Origin of the sequence: Bacteriovorax sp. BAL6_X (assembly GCF_000443995.1) — a bacterium.
In the GTDB taxonomy this organism is placed as follows: domain Bacteria; phylum Bdellovibrionota; class Bacteriovoracia; order Bacteriovoracales; family Bacteriovoracaceae; genus Halobacteriovorax_A.
The window spans coordinates 24,000-44,670 of record NZ_AUMC01000009.1; the positions used below are offsets into that span (position 1 = coordinate 24,000).

Annotated in this window: 20 protein-coding genes; 5 read left to right on the plus strand and 15 right to left on the minus strand. The window is 35.8% G+C overall.

Going from position 1 to position 20,671, the window contains the following annotated elements:
• Nucleotides 1-60: 60 nt before the first annotated feature.
• Both M902_RS08825 and M902_RS08830 read left to right on the plus strand, forming a co-directional pair.
• The gene (locus M902_RS08825) at nucleotides 61-486 is read left to right on the plus strand and encodes a hypothetical protein (protein WP_021267413.1); all 426 of its coding nucleotides are present in this window, start codon (nucleotides 61-63) and stop codon (nucleotides 484-486) included.
• Nucleotides 487-505: 19 nt separating this feature from the next.
• Nucleotides 506-937 carry a FliG C-terminal domain-containing protein gene (locus tag M902_RS08830; protein ID WP_021267598.1) on the plus strand — a complete coding sequence of 144 codons (432 nt, stop codon included), beginning with the start codon at nucleotides 506-508 and terminating at the stop codon, nucleotides 935-937.
• Here the strand turns inward: M902_RS08830 and M902_RS08835 are convergent.
• From M902_RS08835 to glmU, 7 genes are all read right to left on the minus strand, one after another.
• On the minus strand, nucleotides 932-1,309 hold the full coding sequence (locus M902_RS08835) for a hypothetical protein (RefSeq protein WP_021267701.1): 378 nt from the start codon (nucleotides 1,307-1,309) through the stop codon (nucleotides 932-934). The two genes, M902_RS08830 and M902_RS08835, sit on opposite strands and share 6 nt — an antisense overlap.
• Nucleotides 1,302-1,745 carry a cyclic nucleotide-binding domain-containing protein gene (locus tag M902_RS08840; RefSeq protein ID WP_021267495.1) on the minus strand — a complete coding sequence of 148 codons (444 nt, stop codon included), beginning with the start codon at nucleotides 1,743-1,745 and terminating at the stop codon, nucleotides 1,302-1,304. The genes M902_RS08835 and M902_RS08840 overlap by 8 nt, the downstream gene beginning before the upstream one ends.
• On the minus strand, nucleotides 1,726-2,634 hold the full coding sequence (locus M902_RS08845) for a Ppx/GppA phosphatase (RefSeq protein ID WP_021267456.1): 909 nt from the start codon (nucleotides 2,632-2,634) through the stop codon (nucleotides 1,726-1,728). Before M902_RS08845 ends, M902_RS08840 begins: the two co-directional genes overlap by 20 nt.
• On the minus strand, nucleotides 2,627-4,858 hold the full coding sequence (locus tag M902_RS08850) for a hypothetical protein (protein ID WP_021267550.1): 2,232 nt from the start codon (nucleotides 4,856-4,858) through the stop codon (nucleotides 2,627-2,629). The genes M902_RS08845 and M902_RS08850 overlap by 8 nt, the downstream gene beginning before the upstream one ends.
• A gap of 18 nt (nucleotides 4,859-4,876) precedes the next feature.
• Nucleotides 4,877-7,108, minus strand: a complete 2,232-nt coding sequence (locus tag M902_RS08855; RefSeq protein WP_021267628.1) for an ATP-dependent helicase — start codon at nucleotides 7,106-7,108, stop codon at nucleotides 4,877-4,879.
• A gap of 22 nt (nucleotides 7,109-7,130) precedes the next feature.
• Complete coding sequence (gene glmS / locus M902_RS08860; protein WP_021267440.1) at nucleotides 7,131-8,960, minus strand: glutamine--fructose-6-phosphate transaminase (isomerizing); 1,830 nt, start codon at nucleotides 8,958-8,960, stop codon at nucleotides 7,131-7,133.
• A gap of 79 nt (nucleotides 8,961-9,039) precedes the next feature.
• Complete coding sequence (gene glmU, locus M902_RS08865; RefSeq protein WP_021267515.1) at nucleotides 9,040-10,428, minus strand: bifunctional UDP-N-acetylglucosamine diphosphorylase/glucosamine-1-phosphate N-acetyltransferase GlmU; 1,389 nt, start codon at nucleotides 10,426-10,428, stop codon at nucleotides 9,040-9,042.
• Nucleotides 10,429-10,635: 207 nt separating this feature from the next.
• Here glmU and lon point away from each other — a divergent pair, with 207 nt between their 5' ends.
• The 3 genes from lon (at nucleotide 10,636) to M902_RS08880 (ending at nucleotide 13,878) form a co-directional block, all read left to right on the plus strand.
• The gene (lon, locus tag M902_RS08870) at nucleotides 10,636-13,059 is read left to right on the plus strand and encodes an endopeptidase La (protein ID WP_021267645.1); all 2,424 of its coding nucleotides are present in this window, start codon (nucleotides 10,636-10,638) and stop codon (nucleotides 13,057-13,059) included.
• 62 nt (nucleotides 13,060-13,121) lie between these two features.
• Entirely contained in the window at nucleotides 13,122-13,517 is a 396-nt protein-coding gene (locus M902_RS08875) for a PleD family two-component system response regulator (RefSeq protein ID WP_021267706.1), read from the plus strand.
• A gap of 4 nt (nucleotides 13,518-13,521) precedes the next feature.
• Nucleotides 13,522-13,878 (plus strand): hypothetical protein, encoded by a 357-nt coding sequence (locus M902_RS08880; RefSeq protein WP_021267518.1) that lies wholly within the window; start codon nucleotides 13,522-13,524, stop codon nucleotides 13,876-13,878.
• Nucleotide 13,879: 1 nt separating this feature from the next.
• On the opposite strand, the gene M902_RS08885 is transcribed toward M902_RS08880, so the two are convergent.
• The 8 genes from M902_RS08885 to M902_RS08920 form a co-directional block, all read right to left on the minus strand.
• Nucleotides 13,880-14,092 (minus strand): hypothetical protein, encoded by a 213-nt coding sequence (locus tag M902_RS08885; RefSeq protein ID WP_021267597.1) that lies wholly within the window; start codon nucleotides 14,090-14,092, stop codon nucleotides 13,880-13,882.
• A 136-nt stretch (nucleotides 14,093-14,228) separates the two neighbouring features.
• Complete coding sequence (locus M902_RS08890; RefSeq protein WP_021267707.1) at nucleotides 14,229-15,293, minus strand: PQQ-dependent sugar dehydrogenase; 1,065 nt, start codon at nucleotides 15,291-15,293, stop codon at nucleotides 14,229-14,231.
• A 23-nt stretch (nucleotides 15,294-15,316) separates the two neighbouring features.
• Entirely contained in the window at nucleotides 15,317-15,937 is a 621-nt protein-coding gene (locus M902_RS08895; RefSeq protein ID WP_156979792.1) for a hypothetical protein, read from the minus strand.
• 67 nt (nucleotides 15,938-16,004) lie between these two features.
• A complete protein-coding gene (locus M902_RS08900; RefSeq protein WP_021267505.1) occupies nucleotides 16,005-17,369 on the minus strand; it encodes an aldehyde dehydrogenase family protein in 1,365 nt (454 codons plus the stop codon).
• A gap of 98 nt (nucleotides 17,370-17,467) precedes the next feature.
• On the minus strand, nucleotides 17,468-17,653 hold the full coding sequence (locus M902_RS08905) for a hypothetical protein (RefSeq protein ID WP_040314545.1): 186 nt from the start codon (nucleotides 17,651-17,653) through the stop codon (nucleotides 17,468-17,470).
• Between the two features lie 183 nt (nucleotides 17,654-17,836).
• Nucleotides 17,837-18,034 carry a hypothetical protein gene (locus tag M902_RS08910; protein ID WP_021267496.1) on the minus strand — a complete coding sequence of 66 codons (198 nt, stop codon included), beginning with the start codon at nucleotides 18,032-18,034 and terminating at the stop codon, nucleotides 17,837-17,839.
• A gap of 12 nt (nucleotides 18,035-18,046) precedes the next feature.
• Nucleotides 18,047-19,678 (minus strand): RHS repeat domain-containing protein, encoded by a 1,632-nt coding sequence (locus M902_RS08915; RefSeq protein ID WP_021267716.1) that lies wholly within the window; start codon nucleotides 19,676-19,678, stop codon nucleotides 18,047-18,049.
• Nucleotides 19,679-19,766: 88 nt separating this feature from the next.
• Nucleotides 19,767-20,657 carry a type II secretion system F family protein gene (locus M902_RS08920; protein WP_021267685.1) on the minus strand — a complete coding sequence of 297 codons (891 nt, stop codon included), beginning with the start codon at nucleotides 20,655-20,657 and terminating at the stop codon, nucleotides 19,767-19,769.
• Nucleotides 20,658-20,671: the final 14 nt, after the last annotated feature.

The following is a 20,671-nucleotide window of genomic DNA, read 5'->3' on the forward strand; positions in this document are numbered from 1 at the left end:
TTAAATACTTACTAAAATATATTAGGACGCTTTTATGTCCTAGTCAAAGAAGAGTAATTTATGTCAACAGAAATCAATCGCCAACAGCTAGAGAGATTCAAACAGCAAGAGTATAAGCGACATGCCTACCAACTAAAGAAGGCCAAGCTTGAGAACTCTCAGGAATATCAGAAGACTGAGAAGAAGCATCTTGCCGACCTAAAAAGGCTCAATAAACACTATGAAACAGAAATTAAAAGTGTTGAAAACAGTACAGAACTTAAATTAAAGCAAATTAGAGACAAGCAAACTGAACTGGTAAAAGAAGAGCACGGACGCATGGAGCTTGAGCTTGAAAACATGAAGAAGACTCATGAAGCGAGAGTTGCTGAACTAAAGGAAACTCATGATAATCAGATCTCGCAAATGAACGAGTCTCATCGAGATACACTCGATCAAGCGCGCGAGAAATACATGAAAGAAAAAATGAAGTGGGAAGAAGCATAAATCTCCCAAAGGAAAGTAAATGGAAGCGAATAAGCAAAACGGTGGTGTATTTATAAATGGAAAGGCTCAAATTATTGAGATGCTAAAATTTATGAATTCAGAAGAAAGGGCCACTCTCTTGAAGAATATTCAAATGAGAAATCCTACCCTTGCCAAAGAACTCTACGCTGAAAGTATTACTTTCGATACAATCTACGCATTAGACGAGATCGATTTAAACCAAGTTGTTAAGTTTATTAAAGCACCTGTTATTGGTGTAGCTCTAAAGGAGTGTGAGAAGTCTTTTCAAAAGAAAGTTCTTACTATTCTTCCAAGAGAAGCTGCAGAAGAAGCTTATTCTTATCTAGTAAAGAATCTTGGAGCAAATGAAGCACGCGATATTCAAAGAGCAAGAAAGCGTGTTACAGACACTATAGTCGCCCTCAATAACAGAGGACGACTTAGTCTATAAATCACATTTATAATTAATTTTTCGATCATCAATTTGGGGGCATTTCTTGATATTGCCCTCAAATTCTGCCCTCAACTCTTTTGTATTTAACTGTAAATCAAGTAATTCAATCTGAAGAAAAATTCCATCATCACTTAACTGATCCAGACATTTTGCTTTAATTGAGTATTCACATTTAGCAGGATTAATCTTAGCAAGATTAGTAAGGGCCTTCTTAAGTCTCTCATCACCCTTAGCTTTCTTTTCAATCCATGAATCAATATCGTCACGTACACCATTATTATTAGAATCAGCTCCACCATGCCAATCACTACTCTTACCACTACAAGCAAATAAGAAAAGAATACAAAATAGAGTCCATAACCTATTCATTTAACAACTTCCTAAACTTGGCCTCAACTTCATCAGAAAAAACAAAGTCACTACTCTTGGCAGTATCAAATATTTTATGCTCAGCTAAAATATTTATGGCACTATCGAGACGGTCAATTGTTGTATTAACAATTTTCTTAAGCCACAATTCATTTGAGTCAATAATTTTTGATACTTCAATTATTGGAATTGGCACAACTTCAACATCTTCAATAGTAAAGCATGACTCATCATAAACCTTACGATTGATTCCACCAGAAACACCAAGAAAATCTCCTTTCTTATGTGTACCTGTTGGAACTAATCTTCCGTTTTGTTCTTTAACTGTTAAAAGTTTTCCAGATTTTACAAGAAAGATAAACTCAGCACTTGTGCTCTCTTTAAATAGCAAGTTTTCAACTTCAATCTTACTACTTTCATACGCGGTAAACGTCATCTATCTCTCCCCTCAGCGCCGTACCATAACGAAGTCCATATGTAGAAAAATGAATATTCTTCGCTTCAATTTTGTTTAAAATTGTCTGTGCGCAAATTGCCCCAGACTGTATTGTTTTTGACCTCTTTCCCAGAAAAGAAAATTGCTTACCAAGAACCTTGGCTTCAACTAGTTGAATACGATCCGTACTTTCATTGAACTCAGCAAGGCCAATACTGTAGTTATTAATCGAATCTGCATCATATGCAGGGGCACCTGAAAACATCAACGCAAGGCTTGTTAAAGTACCTGCGACTCCTATAACATCCTGACCAACATATGAATCAAGATCAAATTTTTCAAAAATTTCATCAACCTTAGTTTTCAACTGGCCGTCCTTAATCCAATCATCAACTCTCACTGAACCAATTGGCAATGAAACTGTTTCAATAATTTCAAAAGGTTTTGTTTTAATAAGAATTAACTCACTTGATGCGCCACCTACATCTAGGATAAGTTGTTTCTTTGATTTTTTTTTCATCATTTCATTAATTCCGAGAGCGGTATAAAACGCTTCCCCTTCACCAGAAATAATTTCAATATCCAAACCAAGCTCAGATTTAATTCTAGCGAAAAACTCCGGAGCATTTTTAGCAACACGGGACGCTTCAGTTGCCGTAATTATAATTTTATCACAACCCAGCCTCTGACACTCTTCCTGATATTCCTTCAAGGCCCTAAAAGTATCCGCCATTGATTTTTCCTGGAAAATACCATCTTTATCAAGTCCTCTACCAAGCCCTGTAATTGTCGAAATTTCTTGTACAACTTCTTTAGTATTACAATCAATAATAAGTAGTAGTGTAGAATTAGAACCTATATCTACAGAACCAATTAAATTCTTAGTCATTTTTAAAAATACCTTTAAATAATTTTTTTATTTTAACTTTATTCTTTTGAAGGACTTTATCCGTTTCTTTTTTTAATAAGTTCTTAGCAGCACTCTTGGCCAATTTTTCAATTGTAAATTCATAGTCGCTAGTTAAAGCATATCCTACTCCCTCTAGACGATATGGAATCTTAGCTGTTCCATAATCTCTTTCAAGGTCATGCTTAATTTCTTTTTCATTTACAATAATTGCACCGAGAAGCTCACCGGGAGCCTTAAAGTCAATTTTCCCATTTCCTTCTAAAGCATACTTTCCTTCATCTAATACTACTTTATAACTCTTAAATTGATGATAACGATCATCTAATCGTCCATTAAATGATAGTTCACTGATGTCACCATCAATTGAGATATCTTTATTAGCTAGTTTTTCAAGCTTTTTAAATATACTTCCAACTACATTTGCTAAATTTATCTTATGAAGTTTTGCTTCTTTAACATTTAATGCAACATTAAAATCATAACCTTTGCCAATTAACTTCCCATCAACTTTACCTGACGCTTTCCCCTCAATAGACTTCACAATATCGTGTGGGACAAATAGGGCCGCACTTGAAATATCAACCTCGCTAAATGAGGCAGCTAATTCTGTTGTTTTTCCTTTCTTATTAATTTCTGAATTAACTTTAATATTTAGAGGTGCCGTGCCAAGCTTTAATCTATTTGATAAAATATTTAACTTTTTGCGATTTACGCTAAGTTCAACCTGACCATTGATCGGTGACTCCCCTAGCATTACATTAGAGAACTTAATTTTCGATTTAACCGGATAATTTGAAAATACTTCACCGTTTGTACTCGAAATATCAACATCAGTATTTTCTTCTTTTATTTCTTCCTTAACAGTTTTCTGCTTAGGCATGCTCTCTTTTATCTCAGTCGGAATCTGAATATCTTGTAGATGTAGATTTATATCAGACGTCTTCAAGTAATCAAAACGATCTACTCCAAGAACAAAAGGAGTTCTCTGACCTACTTTAATACTCCCTTCAAGAAGTTTTAACTCAATTGCTGACCTGATCTGCTTACTATTTAAATTATTTTTTATATTAACAACTACAGGGATGCCTAATGCAATCATATTACTTTCCACACTAGTTGTAATATTAGGAAATAACTTATCGTGTCTTGATGTTAAACTACCCTCGACCTTAAGTTGCCCATCTTTTATTTTTACTCCGAAATCACTGACATTAACAAAGTACGAAGTAATATTGTTTAAATCACTTACCAGGTTTATATTTGATAGTTTTAAAACTTCTTTACTAAAATCGTAATCGAGATTTGACTTCATAAATTGATGTTCTTCAAGTGCAACAACAATTTTTGAAGACATTAATCGATTTTCTACACCACCATCCATTTTCAAAGAAAACTTCTTAAGAGGTTTTATAAGTACACTAGAGTTAACATTATTAATATCGACCTCTGCATTGAAATTTAGCTTTTTTTCTTCAAGCCATTTATCAAGCACAGTTTCACCAATAATCAACACATCAAAAGATGTTTCATTAGGCTTGCCTTTAGACAAAATAAAATGAGATTTCAACTCAAATACAGATGTTGTATTTAAACCAATATCTCTTAGTGCAAGCTTTTCAATATTAACTTCACCGAAGCTTCCACTTCTTAGAGCATAATTTGCATTAATATTAGTGACATTAAAATTTAAAGATGCATCTGAGAAAAAACTTAGAACGGCCAAGCCAGAGTCAGAACCTTCTTTCTGAATCTCTTTAGAAATGACTTTTTTTTCTTCTTTAAAACTAACTATTTCTTTAGAAGTAAAAGAGTTTTCCCAGTTAGAGCCCTTCTTGAACTCAATATAACTTACTTTTGGATTATCAATATTTACCGAGATAGTCCCGTACCCCATAAGCATTGTCCAAAATGGAATTTCAATTTGTAGATTTTCAAATGAGCATAGCGGAAGTTTTCGACCACCGTGCGGATAAAGAATATCAACGCCTCTAATATTAACTTTAGAATTAATCCCAAGGGAATAATCAAGAGACTGAGTTAATACTTCTGCATTTGGTAAAGTTTTTTGAAGTTGGGTTGTAAAAGCCTTCCTGATAGCATCTGGTTTTAAGTTCTTTTTAGCAACAATTAAAATAATTGCAGAAAAAACAATTATAGATCCTAAAAATAAAAAAATTATTTTTAATGGTGACTTAGTTTTCACATACCCTCCAATGGTATTTTAGATTAAAGTCAGTGGTGCGAATTTTGCCATAAATTTCTTCTGAGCACCGTCATTAAATTTAATCGTTACCTTTTCATCTCCTGTCGGGCCAATACAATCTAAAACAGTCCCTTCACCATAGAGTGAGTGAACAATTTTTGAGCCCTTAGGATAAGTTACTTTCTTTGTACTTATACTTGGCGATTTTTCAACTCTGTAAACTGGTTCATCGTCATAAACCGGATCGCATAGGTCATCCCAATCATTATCCATTGATTGCTGACGTCCACCACCTAATTTTTTCCAGATATAAAATTTATTAGGTATTTCTTGAATAAAACGGCTAAAGCCATTGAAGCGTAATTGTCCAAATAGCATACGCCCTTGAGCAAAAGTGATATAGAGTCTTTTCATTGCTCTGGTCATTGCAACATAGAAAAGACGACGCTCTTCTTCAATTGCCACTTCACCATTTTCGATTGATTGATAACTTGGAAAGACAGTTTCTTCAACACCTGTAACGAAGACATATTCAAACTCAAGACCTTTGGCCCCATGAATTGTCATTAGGGATACTTCCCCCTGATTTTCTTCCTCTTGACCAATTACTGAATTATCAAGAGTGATTGTTTCTAGAAATGCACCGAAACGGCCATTAGGATTTTGGTCCTCAAATTGAGTAAAAGCACTACCAAGCTCCTCTAAGTTCTCCATTCGAGCTTGTGACTCATAGTCTTTTGCTGCACGAAGCATTTCCCAATAACCAGATTCGTAGAGCAGCTTTTCATAAACAGTCTCTAGGCCTTCACCTTCGTCATGAGCAACTTTCGCTTCAGTAATTAAATGAACAAATTGCGAAAGAGAGGACTTAACACGAGACGAAAGTCTTATATGTTTAAAATCTTCTGGGTTATCCACAATTCTATTAACAACTTCCCAAAGAGAACTATCAGACTTAATTGCCTCTTCTTCGATTTTTCTTAGCGTTGTTGCACCAATCCCACGAGTTGGTACATTAATAATACGGCTTAATGCCAATGAGTCTTTATCATTAACAAGAAGCCTAATATAAGCAATTAAATCCTTTACTTCTTTTCTCTCGTAGAATTTAATCCCACCCACAACTCGATAAGGAATATTGAACTTTCTAAGAGCATCTTCAATCTGTCTCGACTGAGAGTTCGTTCGATAGAAAACTGCCATTTCATCGTAATTAACTCCATCTTCATTATGATGATGAACTAATTGTTCTGCGACAAAATCCGCTTCTTCGCGATCACTAGCACATTCGACAATCTCAATTGACTCACCTTCTGGATTATCAGTCCACATACTCTTTCCTTTACGTTGAGTATTTCGACAGATAACCGCACCAGCAGCTTCAATGATATTTTTAGATGATCTGTAGTTCTGCTCTAGCTTTAAAATTTGAGCATCACTGTAGACTTCTTCGAAGTCTAAAATATTTCGTATATCCGCCCCACGCCAAGAATAGATCGACTGATCCTCATCGCCAACAACACAGATATTTCTTCTTTTTATAGCAAGTTTTGTGACAAGATCAAATTGAGCACGGTTCGTATCCTGATACTCATCCACAAGAATATAGCGGAAACGATCTTGGTATCTTTCAAGCACTTCAGAAAACTTTTCAAAGAGCTGAATAACTCCACAGATTAGTCCACCAAAATCTGTAGCATTGGCCTTGTGAAGTTCCTTTTCATACTCAAGATACATATCATAGAAAATATCATCACTTTCTACTTCATAATCCTTATCTGAGATATCACGATCCGGATAATGTCCGTGATTTTTCAGATCTTCAATAAAGTAAAGTACTTCAGATGGTGCTGTTTCTTTTTGAGAAATTCCACGACGATTTAGAATTGCTTTAACAACACTTTTTTGTTCAGACGTATCATAAATCGTAAAATTTCGACTAAGGCCTAGGTAATTTGCCTCAGACCTTAGCATTTTTGCGCAGAAAGAGTGAAATGTAGTCACTTGAAGAGCTCCAACATCACAACTTACATCACGTCCGACACGGTCTCGCATTTCTTTTGCGGCCTTATTTGAGAACGTTAGGGCCAGTAATTGGAAAGGAGAAATATTCTTTTCCTCTAAAAGATAAGCAATCTTTGTTACAAGCGTTCTTGTCTTTCCTGACCCTGCACCAGCAAGGATCATCATTGGTCCATCAATCTCTTTAACGGCTTGACGTTGTTGAATGTTGAGATGATCTAACTTCATTTAAATTCCTAATTTACTCTTTTTATTCTACAGTTACCGACTTCGCCAAGTTTCTTGGCTTATCAATATCTGTTCCTAAATTTTTAGCAATATAATATGCAAGTAATTGGTTAACTACGTTTACATAAAGAGGTGCTAAATCTCCAAGACCTTCAAAATTTAGTTCGATATAGTGATCAGAGATTTCTCTTAAATCTTCCTTACCCTTTGGACCGATCGAAACGATTAGTCCCTTACGAGCTTTAATTTCTTGAATATTTGAAACTGTCTTCTCATATAAATCTTCACCAACTAAGGCGATATTGACTTTTTCTTCATCAATTAAAGCGATTGGACCGTGCTTTAGTTCCCCTGAAGCATAACCTTCAGCATGAACGTAAGCGATCTCTTTAAGCTTTAATGCCCCCTCAAGAGCGATAGGAAAGTAAGAACCTCGTCCAGTATAAAAGAAACCTTTAAACTTATATATTGCATCTGCAACTTCTTTAATAGGTTTCGTATTATCAAGTAACTGCTCTACTCTTTGAGCAAGTAAGCTATAACGTGCTGATAATGAATTTCTTAGTTCATCATTCATACTTCCATTTGCTATTACTTCAGAAAGAGTTTTACCTGTAAGGACTTGCTGAGTGAAGGCCTTTGTTGAAGCAACACCAATTTCAATACCCGCGCGAATCATAAGATTAACATCGCAATCACGGTACAGTGTTGAACCTTCTGTATTTACAATTGAAAGAGATTTCATTCCTCTTTCTTTACACATTGTTTGGGCCGCGAGTGTATCTGCTGTTTCACCAGACTGAGAAATAAACATTGCCAATTCATTTTGGTTTAAAATTGGATTTCTGTAACGGAACTCACTGGCAACTTCTGCTATACATCTAATACAGTTATTTAATTCAAAATAATCCTTAATCACAAGTCCTGCGTAATAAGCAGTTCCACAAGCTGTAATACTAACTGCATCCATAGGAAGTTTTGTCGCCGCTTCTAAACTCTCTTTCCCTTCTCCTTGAAAGTAATATTGAGTTAGAGAACGAATCAACTCTGGCTGCTCGTGAATCTCTTTAAGCATATAGTGTTCAAACTCACCTTTAGAAGCAGGATCGTGATCAATCGTCTGCTCTTTTGACATATATCGATGAGTCTTAGTTCCATCTAATTCATAAAAGTTCAGTAGTTGATTATTCTTAACACTTAAATGGCAAAGAACATTATCTTCAGGGAAGTAAATACGATTTGCCATACCAGCAAGAGCATATGGATCACTTGAAACAAATACTTCAGAGTTTACTTCATTACTTCCACATACTAGAGGAGCACCTTTTTTAATTGCAAAGATTTCATCTGTTTCACGATTTAGAACGACAAATGCAGAAAATCCTTCAATTCTTTCAAAAGATTTGATGACCGCTTCTTTAATTGGAGTTCCTTGACGCTTGTGAAAAATTAGAAGCCCAAGAAAAGTCTCAGAGTCTGTTTCAGACTCAAAGTAGATTCCATGCTCTTTTAGTTCATTTCTAATTTCAGTAGCATTCTCAATGATTCCATTGTGAACCATTGCAATTCCATCTTTTGTTGATACGTGTGGGTGAGCATTATAATCTGTTACACCACCGTGAGTGGCCCAACGAGTGTGCCCAATGCAAGATCTTGCATGAATATCTTTACCCTCAAGCTCGGCTTCAAGGTTAGCAATTTTACCTTCTTTTTTATAAACGAGAAGTTCATCATTTTTACTGATAAAACTAACACCAGCTGAATCGTACCCTCGATACTCTAATCTTCTAAGTCCTTCTAGAACAACGTCAACTGAATTTGATGGCCCTAAATGCCCAACAATTCCGCACATAGTCACTTCCTTATATGTTTAAAAAATACTAATTAAAGAAAGATACCATTTTGCGGGCGAAAATAAAATTTTTGCGGGCCTATTTGTCGCTTTTTTTCCTAATGAAACGCTTTGCCATGCCTTCTTTCGTCTCTTGACGCCCTCTAGCAATTGCAAATGAACCATCTGGCATACTTTTGCTAATAGTTGAACCTGATGCAATATAGCATTCTTTGCCAATCTCAATAGGAGCAATCATTTGTGAATCTGATCCAATAAATGATCCATCACCAATAATTGTTTTATGCTTATTGGCACCATCGTAATTGCAAGTGATGAAACCACAGCCAATATTAACATTGTCTCCAATCTCAGCATCTCCTGCGTAACTTAAGTGTGAGACCGCAGACTTCTTACCGATCTTAGACTTTTTAATCTCGACGAAATTTCCAATTTTTGCACCTTCACCAATATCACTTCCAGGGCGAAGTTGCGCCATTGGGCCAATTGAAGCACCTTTAGATACTTTTGAGTCTGTAATATATGAGTTGGCCTTAATAATCGCACCATCTTCGATGATTGAATTTTTAATTGTTACGCCTTGCTCGATTACTACATTCTTTCCAATCACAGTTTTGTCATCGATAAAAGCATTTTGGAAAAGGTGTGTTCCTTGACCAATATTTTTAGAATAACAGTAAGTATGCGAAGGATCTGAAAAACGCACACCCGCTTCTAACATCAGGAAACGAGAAATTGAGCGCCTTAGATAAATATCTGCATCTGAAAGCTGAATAAGGTTATTAACACCTAGAAATTCACGGGCATCTTCAAAAAGAAGTGGAGCTACATTGGCTTCAGGATTAAAGGTATCAGTTAAGTAGAACTCACCTGACTTATTATTATCAGAAAGATTAAAAACATGATCCATTAAATAGAGAGTTTTAAAAATATAAAGGCCAGAGTTAACTTCAGTTACAAGCCTTTGCTCATCTGTTGCATCTTTTTCCTCAACGATTTGAAAGCCAGTTCCCTTGCGAATAATTCTTCCGTAACCTGTAGGGTTACTTGCCGTAAAAGTTGCACAAACGGCATTTGGACCTTTTTCAATCTCTTCAATAAGAGCACTGATTGTTTCCTTTGTAATCAAAGGCGTGTCCGCACAAGTAACGATTGTGTAGTCATAGCCACGAGAGTGCTCAAAATCTTTTAAATATGTTTGTACAGCATGTCCTGTACCTAGCTGTTCTTTTTGATAAACATAGTTGATATTTTCATGTCTTTTATTGACGTGTTCTTCAACAAGTTCACGTTGATGACCGGTTACTAAAGTGATATCTCCAAAATCTTTAAAAGTTTCGATGACATAATCGACTAAAGCATTTTGGTGTAATGGTGCAAGTGGTTTTGGAACATCCATTTTTAATCTCGTTCCCTTACCCGCAGCAAGTACAACTACCGCTACCTTCTTTGTCGTATGCTTTGACATCTTTAAAACTCCTAATAACCGACTATATCGGTCTTCTTTCACTTTATGAAATTACAACACATTAACTAAATCATAGCAAAAAAATCAGTTAAAAAACTCAAAAAAATCACGCATTTTCGCTCTTTTTATTAAAGAGTTTTTTTTATTGCCCGATGTTAATTAAGAACAAATTGCCTATATTGCGCCGACCTGTTGGAGGAAAATTTTATGGTTACAAATTACGAGGGTGAGAACATTGAGTTTAAGGAAGAATTGGCCCTCTTACCAATCCGAGACTTAGTTATTTATCCATTTATGATTTTACCTCTATTTGTTGGTAGAGAAGCATCGATCAAAGCTATTGATCATGCTATTAATCATTCAGATCGTCTGATTCTACTTTCGAGTCAAAAAGATATTGTAGCAGAACATCCTGCTCCAGAAGAGATTTATGAACTTGGTACTGTTGCCATGATCATGAGAATGAGAAAGCTTCCTGATGGAAGAATTAAAATTCTAGTACAAGGTTTATCAAAAGCTAGAATTACGTCATTTGATCAACAATCACCTTTCTATATTACAAAGGTAGAAAAGGTTGAAGATACAAAAACAGATAGCTCAAATATTGCGACAACAGCACTTATGAGAACAATCAAGGAACAACTTGAAAAGGTTATTCAGCTCGGGAAAGTTCTTTCTCCAGATATTCTAATGGTTCTCGAAGATATTACAGATGCATCAAGACTTGCGGACTTAATTGCATCAAATTTAAATCTACATGTTTCAGAAGCACAAACTATTCTTGAAACACTAGACCCTGTTGATCGCCTACATGCAATCAACGACATTCTAAATCGTGAATTAGAAATCCTAATGATGCAACAAAAGATGAAAACAAATACTTCATCTGAAAATGTTAATCAAAGAGATGTATTTCTAAAAGAACAGATAAAAGCGATTAAATCAGAACTAGGTGACGGAAACTCAGAACAAGATGAATTCGCAGAGTTCAGAAAAAGAGTTGAAGAAGCAGGAATGCCTGAAGAAGTTCTAAAAGAAACAACTAAGCAACTTGCGCGTCTTGAAAAGATGCACCCAGATTCGTCTGAAGCAAGTATCATGAGAAACTATATTGAATGGATGTGTGACCTGCCATGGAGTAAAAAATCTGAAGAGCATATTGATCTTAACTCTGCTCTTGAGATCCTTGATGAAGATCACTTTGAGCTTACTCAAATCAAAGAAAGAATTCTTGAGCACCTAGCAGTTAGACAACTTAAGGGTGATGATATGAAAGGGCCAATCCTATGTTTCCAAGGTCCTCCTGGTGTTGGTAAAACTTCACTTGGGAAGTCAATTGCTCGTGCTACAGGAAGAGAGTTTGTAAGGATTTCTCTTGGTGGTGTAAAAGATGAAGCCGAGATTAGAGGTCATAGAAGAACATATGTTGGAGCAATGCCGGGTCGTTTTATTCAGGCGATGAAGCAAGCGAAAACAAATAATCCAGTTGTACTACTTGACGAAATTGACAAGCTATCTGGTGACTACAAAGGTGATCCTTCAGCGGCCCTACTAGAAGTTCTAGACCCTGAACAAAATGTAGAGTTTAGAGACCATTATCTAAACGTACCATTTGATCTTTCAAACTGTATGTTTATTGCAACATCTAATATGCTTGAAAACATTCCTGGTCCGCTAAGAGATCGTATGGAAGTAATCAATTTATCTGGTTACACAAGAGAAGAGAAAGTTGAAATTTCTAAAAGATATATCATTCCAAAGCAAATGGATGAAAATGGTATCAATAATGAGCACGTCGTATTTACAGATGAAGGTGTTGAAAGTGTTATCGAGCACTACACATCAGAAGCTGGACTACGTAACTTAGAAAGAAGAATCGGTACTCTATGTCGTAAGGTTGCAATGAAAATTGCTAAGGGCGATATGGGTAAAACACATATCGTAAAAGATACTGTTGTTAAATACCTAGGTCCACCAATTTTCGTAAAAGAAGATCATAAGGATGAAGATGAAGTTGGAGTATCAACTGGTCTAGCTTGGACATCTCATGGTGGTGAAGTTCTTTACATCGAAACAACAAAGATGAAAGGACAAGGGCTAACTCTTACAGGTCAACTTGGTGACGTAATGAAAGAGTCTGCAAAAACAGCAATTAACTATATCAGATCTCGTGCACTTTATATGGGAATTGATGAAGATATTTTTGAAAATCACGAGTTCCACGTACACTTACCAGCTGGTGCCACTCCAAAAGATGGACCATCTGCAGGTATCACATTAGCAACGGCCCTAGTATCAAATTGTACAGGTGTTCCAGTTAGCCGTGATGTTGCAATGACTGGTGAGATTACTTTAACTGGAAAAGTTCTTCCAATTGGCGGACTCAAAGAAAAAGCACTTGCTGCACTTAGAATGGGTATCTCTACAGTAGTTATTCCATGGGGTAATAAAAAAGACCTTGTTGATATCCCTGAGAATCTAAGAGAGAAAATCAATTTTGTTCCTGTTAAAACAATTGATGAGGTTCTTGATATCGCGCTAGTAGACTGGGCAGCATACAAGAAAGAAGTTCAAATGAGAAAAGTGGACAAAAAACATCAAGAAAAAACGAAAGCTGGCGTTGCCGCTTAAATACAGAGGGCCAACAAGGCCCTCTTTTTTTTTATCCAACATTAAATTAAAATGGAATGTATATGGAAAAAGAAGAAATGAAAGTAATGATTGTAGACGACTCTGAAATCTCTAGAACTTCTGTTAAAGATATTTTGGAACAAGAAGGACATGAAGTTGTTGGATGTGTAGGTAGTGCTCAGGATGCTTTAAAGCTTGCTTTTGATAATCCACCAACTCTATTTATCATCGATGTTATTATGCCAGGAATCAGTGGGCTAGAGCTTGCTGAATCTGTTGCCAGTAATTTTCCTAATGCTAAAATTCTAATGATGTCTTCACTTGATATTGAATCAGTATGCATTGAAGCAATTTCTTCAGGTGCACAAGACTTTTTAGTAAAACCATTTAAAAGAGAAGATCTACTTAGATCTGTAGATAAGCTGACTCATGATATTGCGTCAGAAAAAGCGAGTTAATAGCATGTTTAGGTTTTTAATATATTTTACAGTTAGTTTCTTAATCTTGGCGTTTCCTGTAGCTAAGAATTCAACAGTATTCGATAGTATTAACAAACCTCTGAAGCCATATACACAAAAAGTATATTCAACAATCGCCTTTTATTTAAATACAAGCCTTAGTGAAGGCAAAGAAATGACAGTTAAGCTTTTCAATAATACAGCAAAGAAAGTAGATTACGTTAAAAGAGAATCTTCAGGAATTACGAAACCGATTGGTAAGAGAGTTCAAGGCCTCGACGCTCTGGATGATTATCAACATGGTGAGTATACTGTTGAAGAACGTGAGGCCCTTTTAAAAGTATTACGAGAAAGTGAATAAATTATTGATTAATAGACTTTGATTCTGTCTCTTTTTCAATAGTCCCACCAGAACTCGCAATTAAATTATCAATTTCTTGCATCTTTTGTTTAAGGTTTAATCCCCTAGTTTCACAAATAGAATCATCAGACGTATTTGTTGTCGCTTCTTTTACTCCGGCAAATACCTGAGATGATAATAGTGCTAGTACAGATAATAAAAATAGCTTTTTCATAATACTTCTCCTTTTGTAGTCACTATATTTAATGCATGATGTATGCCAACAAAAGCGATCGTATTTTCAACTACTTACTATGTATTAATTGTTTAAGAAGTATACATTTTTTCAAGGCTGTTTAGATTTTTAACACTTACCTTACAACCTTAAGTATCTTACCAGAGTCCGTTGTTAAATAGAGCTCTCCGGCCGGAGAAACCACAATCTGGCGCATTCTTTCATCAAGTTCAACAAGATAGCTTTCTTGAGAAATCACTTTATTTCCGTCCATTCTAAGCCTTCTCAAATGCTCACTGCCAAGAGCGGCCAGAAATATATCCCCTTTCCAATCCTTATACTTAGCTCCTTCATAAACAACCATTCCCGAAGGTGAAATACTAGGTGTCCAATAGACTATAGGCTGCTCCATTCCCTTCTTTTTTTCTTCACCTATGCTTGGGCCCCAATACTCCTTTCCATAAGTAATAATAGGCCAGCCGTAGTTTAGACCTGGTTTTATTAAATTAAGCTCGTCTCCACCGCGAGGACCAAATTCACAGCTAAAGATATCCCCCTTCTTATTCATCCCAATTCCTTGTGGGTTGCGATGTCCGTAGCTCCATACTTCTTTTAGTGCACCTTTTTTATTCTCAAAAGGATTTCCTTTGGCGGGTGTACCATCAAAGTTTAAACGTAAAATCTTGCCGTTATGATGTGTAAGGTCCTGAGCATACTTTCTCTCTCCACGATCACCAATAGTCATAAAAAGATAATTATCTTTAAATAACAAGCGTGAACCAAAGTGACGGGTAGTATCACTTACAACTTTTGTTTCTAAAAGTACTTCAGCTTTTTTCAATTGAGTTTTAATATATTCAGCTCTTGCCAATGTCGTTACGACAACACCCTTTACTTCAGAAGAATAAGTAAAGTAAGCGTAGTCCTTGCCACTTATCTTTTTAAAGACAATATCAAGCATACCGCCTTGACCTTGTGCTTTTACTTTTGGAGCCATAAGTTCTTTGGTCTGTTTTGTTGAAAAATTATGATACTTAATTTTACCACCTCTTTCGGTGAAAAGAATTTCATTTTCATTGATAAAGCTAATTCCCCAAATAATGTCATTCGTTTTAAAAACTTCTTTTGCACTTACTTTCGCAATAGAAGAAATAGAAATAAGAGAACTAAGAATTAAAATTACTGATTTGAGACTTTTCATAAAGAAAGTCTAGCATGATAACACTAATACGGAAGTAAAAACATATTAAGGCCAAGGTCACTTTCTGGAGAATCTATTTCTATAATATCTCCTCCACCAATTGATTCTTCATGACGATAAATTCGTGATGAAAATTTCAATCTCTTAACTTTTTCATTAACGACTCTAAAATCAGTTGAAGCAATTACTTCATCATACTCTACAACATCACCAGACTTGAGATTCAGCATTACATTTAGTGATTTATTACGTTCATTTCTTATAATAATCTCTGGGTATAATTTGTATTTTTCAAGTTCTGAAATAATACGATCTTCTAAACGATATGGTGGTTGGCCTCCAAATAAACGAACTGAAGTAATATTTCCTAGATCTTTAATGAAGTTAGAAATTGCCTGCTCGACCATTGTCCCACTATCTAAATGGGCAAAAACCGAATGGCCTTCATAATTGTGCATAATTAGAACAACACAAGTTGCAACACCATAAGTTTGAACAAATTCATGTTTGGCCCCAGAGGTATAGATATATTCCCTTTGGAAAACTTCGGGAATATCAGCACGATCTAATACTATATCTGCAAAGACTAAATTAGCGTTTGCAAAAAGACTGATTAAAAGAATATAAAAATGGGCCATTTTCATGACCCTATTATACGAACAATTAATAAATGTAATTCAATATTGAAAAGCTTTCAATGACCGTAAAGTATTACGACAGTAAATTCATAATCTTACGAACTAGAGATACCTTTTTCTCATAAGGAGGATAGCGAAGATCATTCTCTAAGCAAAAGCTTCTCTTCATAACTGCCTTTTCGTGAGAAAATAACTTAAACGAAAACTCACCGTGATAGGCACCCATTCCCGATTCACCGACACCACCAAATGGTAACTTTTCATTCGACAAATGCACGATAGTATCATTAATAACCATTCCACCGCTACTAATTGACTCTATAACCTTTTTCTTTTCTCCACTAGAATCAACGAAAGCATAACAAGCAAGTGGCTTATCATAGCTTTTAACAAATTCAATAGAATCATCTAAACTATCAGAATAAACAACTGGTAGTAGAGGACCAAAGATTTCATCCTTCATAATTGCACTATCTTTATTTGCTTTTACATATGTTGGAGAAATATATAATTGAGACTTATCCACATCTCCGCCAATAAGAACGGAGTTTTTATCAATCAGGGCCGAAAGCCTATCAAAATGTCGCTCATTAATTATGCGTCCGTAATCGCGACTACTTTTAATTTCTTCACTATAAAATTGCGTGAGGTACTTCTTTGAAGCAGCTATAAACCTATCCTCGTCTTTTCTATTGATTAGAATATAGTCAGGTGCAACACATGTTTGGCCAGCATTGAAAAACTTCCCCCAAACTATTCGTTTGGCCGCTAAGTCAAGGTTCTTAGTTGTAATGATCGCCGGTGACTTCCCTCCTAACTCAAGAGTGAGTGGCGTTAGGTTCTTAGCAGCAGCCGCCATAATAATTCGCCCAACATGCCCGTTTCCAGTATAGAAAATATAATCAAACTTTAAATTCAAAAGCTCGGTCGTCTCTTCAACCCCTCCTTCAATAACAGCTGCGATATCACTATCAAGTGCATTTGTAATGACATCATTAATAACCTTAGAGGTTGCTGGGGCCATTTCAGAAGGCTTCACAATAACTTTATTTCCCGCAGCGATTGCACCGATAAGGGGAACGATGGCCAATTGAAATGGATAATTCCAAGGGGCAATGACTAAAACTTGTCCATATGGTTCGTAGTGAATTTCACTTCTTGCTGGCATAAATGGCAGTGGAGAAAAAACTCTCTTCGGCTTCATCCACTTCTTTAGCTTCTTTTTCACGAGATTAATTTCATGCAAACAGAAGTCAATTTCAGAAAGGTAAGACTCAAAGGCACTCTTATTTAAGTCTGCTTTGAGGGCAGCAAGAATTTCGCTCTCTCGGGCCCTTATTTCGCTCTCTAAGGCCTGAAGGACACTAATGCGATCTTCATATGTTAAATTGTCACGCCCTTTCTGAGCACAGTATACAGTTGTAATATTATTATCCATGGCCTTATTATAGCCGTTTTTAAATTAATCAGGCAAAAAAAAGCCTGACTCTTGGCCAGGCTTTTTATAAGGAGTATGGGTTAAGTTTGAGTTAAATTTTATTGTCCGATTGATTGAGTTGACGAACTTGAACTAGAAGATGTAGCAGCAGGAGCTTCAGCTTCAACGTTTGCTACATTATCAGAACTTGCATACATATCATCACAATTCGTTCCAGATTCATTTAATGCAAATACGTTTGATACACTTAATAGAAATAAAAATACTAATGATAACTTTTTCATAATTTCCCCCATTATGGTTTTGTTTCTTTGCTATTTATAAAGCAAGGAGGATGCCAGTTTTTCCGTTCTGTTTTCAATATGTTATAAAATCAAAGAGTGTAATATTTTGAACAGTGAATAGATTTTAGACAAAAAAAGGCCCGTTAATTTAACGGGCCTAATTTATTATTAATTTATGCAATCTTATTTTGAACCTGACTGAACACCACCAGGGTTCGCTACAGGATCTGTCGTAGATGGTACAGCTGCTGTAGGTGTTGTATTTCGATTGTCTAAGTTAACCTTAGGACAATCACCATCTTTTTCACCTGTTACCGCGCCATCTGCCGCAAAAATACTAAATGAACCAAGAACCATTAAAAGCGTTAGTAGTTTCTTCATATATCCCTCCAATTACATATTTAGGTTAACACCAGCAGGCTTAACAATTGCTAAGAGTGATTGGAAGGCCTGAGTAACTTGTAAGGCCATCTTATGTCCTGCTTTTGATTCTACTTTAAGAATCTCACCGTAGTTATCATACTTAACGTTGATTTTACCTACTTTATTCATAGTAATCTCAACTGGCTTACCTTGAGCATTATATTGAAACTCAAGAGCTCTTTTTTGTTTTGTCTTTTTATTGTAATCCATCATTTTTGAGATACGACCTTTTGAATCGTACAGTAGAACTACAGACATACCTTTAGAATTATTTGCTTTCTTTAGGTTACCTTTTTTGTCGTAGTCAAACTCTGTCCATCCACGCGGGTTTACAACTTTTGTAATCTTCTTAAACTGCTTGTGGTATTCAAGCTCTACAAAATCACCTCTTGAAGAAGCTTTCTTAACAAGAAGTCCATCCTTATTATACTCAAAATTAGTTACGTGATTTCCTCTTTTAATTTGCTTTGGAAGAGAACAACATTCAGTATAAATAGTTTCAGTTTTTAGACCATTAATTACAGTAAGGATTCTGTAAGTATAGTGAGATCCATCTGGTTTCTTCTTGATCTCATACTCATAACGATTTACAACTTCTTTTTTTGTTGGAGACTTCTTTGCAACAAGAGTCCAGTAATGGAAGTCAGGGTTCTTAGGATTACTCTCGTAAGAATACTTAATTACCTCACCACTTCTTTTCGTAAGCTCTTTCACAAATTGAGTTTTCTTCTCGTAAGAGATCTTTTGAGATGATCCGTCCTTATATGTAATAAGAGTCATATTGTGGTTTGCATCGTAATCATACTTAAAGTTATTTCCTGAAATATCCTTAGCATCTACTAAGTTATAATTTGTGTCATAAGTATAAGTTGTCTTTTTTCCTGCTCCAGATTCAACAGACTTCACAAGACCATTTGGATACCACTTGAAGAAGATCTGCTTTGCCATAGAATCTTTGATCGACTTTAAAGAACCCTCTTTCGTGTAATCAAGATTAACAACATATCCGTTCTTATCTTTTACTTGAACAAGCTTACCATCTTTATTGAAATGGTTTTCCTTTCCGTCATTATACTTTCTAATATAACCTTTAGCAGTTTTAATAACTTTTTGAAGTCCACGAACATTTGAATAAAGTTCAGTTCCAACTGCTAGATTTGAAGATACATTAAATTTCTTAGCATAAGCTTGTCTAAGTTCAGCATCATTAGTTAGCTTTGTAACTAAAGTTTTAGCAACTGTCGTTGATAGTGATGTTTTCTTTCTCATTACATCCACAATCTTTTCAGCAGCAGCTTTAGCGTCAACTGCCTGTCTTGGTGTAAAACGTGTTTTAGCACCTGAACCATTCTCGTGAACTGTTACTGACCCATCTGCAGAAACAACTAAGAAAGTTTCATAGTCAGAACCCCAACCATAACCAAACCATCCTTTTCCAGGTGACTTTGAGTTGTATGTTCTTTCTACAACTAGGTCATTTCCACCACCAGGTACGATAATATCCGTGTACGTAATGTAGAAATTTCCATTTTTCAGATTTACACCAGCAATCGATGCCAGTGAAAACAAACATAGTACTAATAGCTTTAAACTGATCCTCATGACTTGTATCCTTATTTAGTTAAAGAATCTTCATTCTCTCCATAGACATATCGGAGGCCTCTAACCAAAACTTAAACATATATTAACTTTATTCCTTGATTTTCACTATTTTAAGAATGAAGAAGGTACCAATACCGTCTAAAACACAGGCGACTACAAATAAGACAATCCCAATGGCCGAAGAAAACATCTTTGGTAGAAGGGTTGGGTCATTTGCTGAGAAAATAGCTAGAATTACAAAGGGCATTGCTGCAATAGTAAAACCTTGAAACTTTCCTTGCGCTGTAGCAGTATCAATTTTTTGCTTCAATCTAATTCGTTCGCGAATAACAGAAACGATAGTGTCAAAAACTTCGGCAAGATTACCACCGGTTTCGCGTAAAATATTAACACTTGAAACGAACATATCATTATCTTGAGTGGGAATTCTCTCTGCCAAGTTTTCGAAGCACTCTTCCAATGTCACCCCAACTCTGTTCTGCTGAAGGATAATATTAAACTCTTCCGAGATAGGAGGTGGCATTTCATCAACAACCATTCCTAGAGCCTGAGGTACTGATAGCCCGGCCCTTAGACCATTAGAAAGAAGGGTAAGGCCATCTACCATTTGATTTTGATAAGCTAGTACACGGCGATTAACGAGATAATCAACAACAGGTTTAGGGGCCTTAAAGCCAATAAAGCCAACAACTAACCCAAGAAAGGCTCCTCCTCCCCAGCTTCCCAAAAGCCCAAATATAATGAGAGTAAGAGTTCCTAAACCAAATGATAGTGCTAAAAGCGCATAGGTAACATGATCGGGTTTAACATCAATGAAGAGAAGTTCAAATTTCTCTAAGATATATGTTCTAGTCCCAAAGGTTTGCTTTTCAATGAGATCAAAAATACCAACAGAGTATCGATAACAAAATAGGAAAAAGATTAGACCTACAAGTCCAATCAATCCACTTCGTCCAATTTGTTCAATAAAAAAGCTCATTTAATCCTCTACTC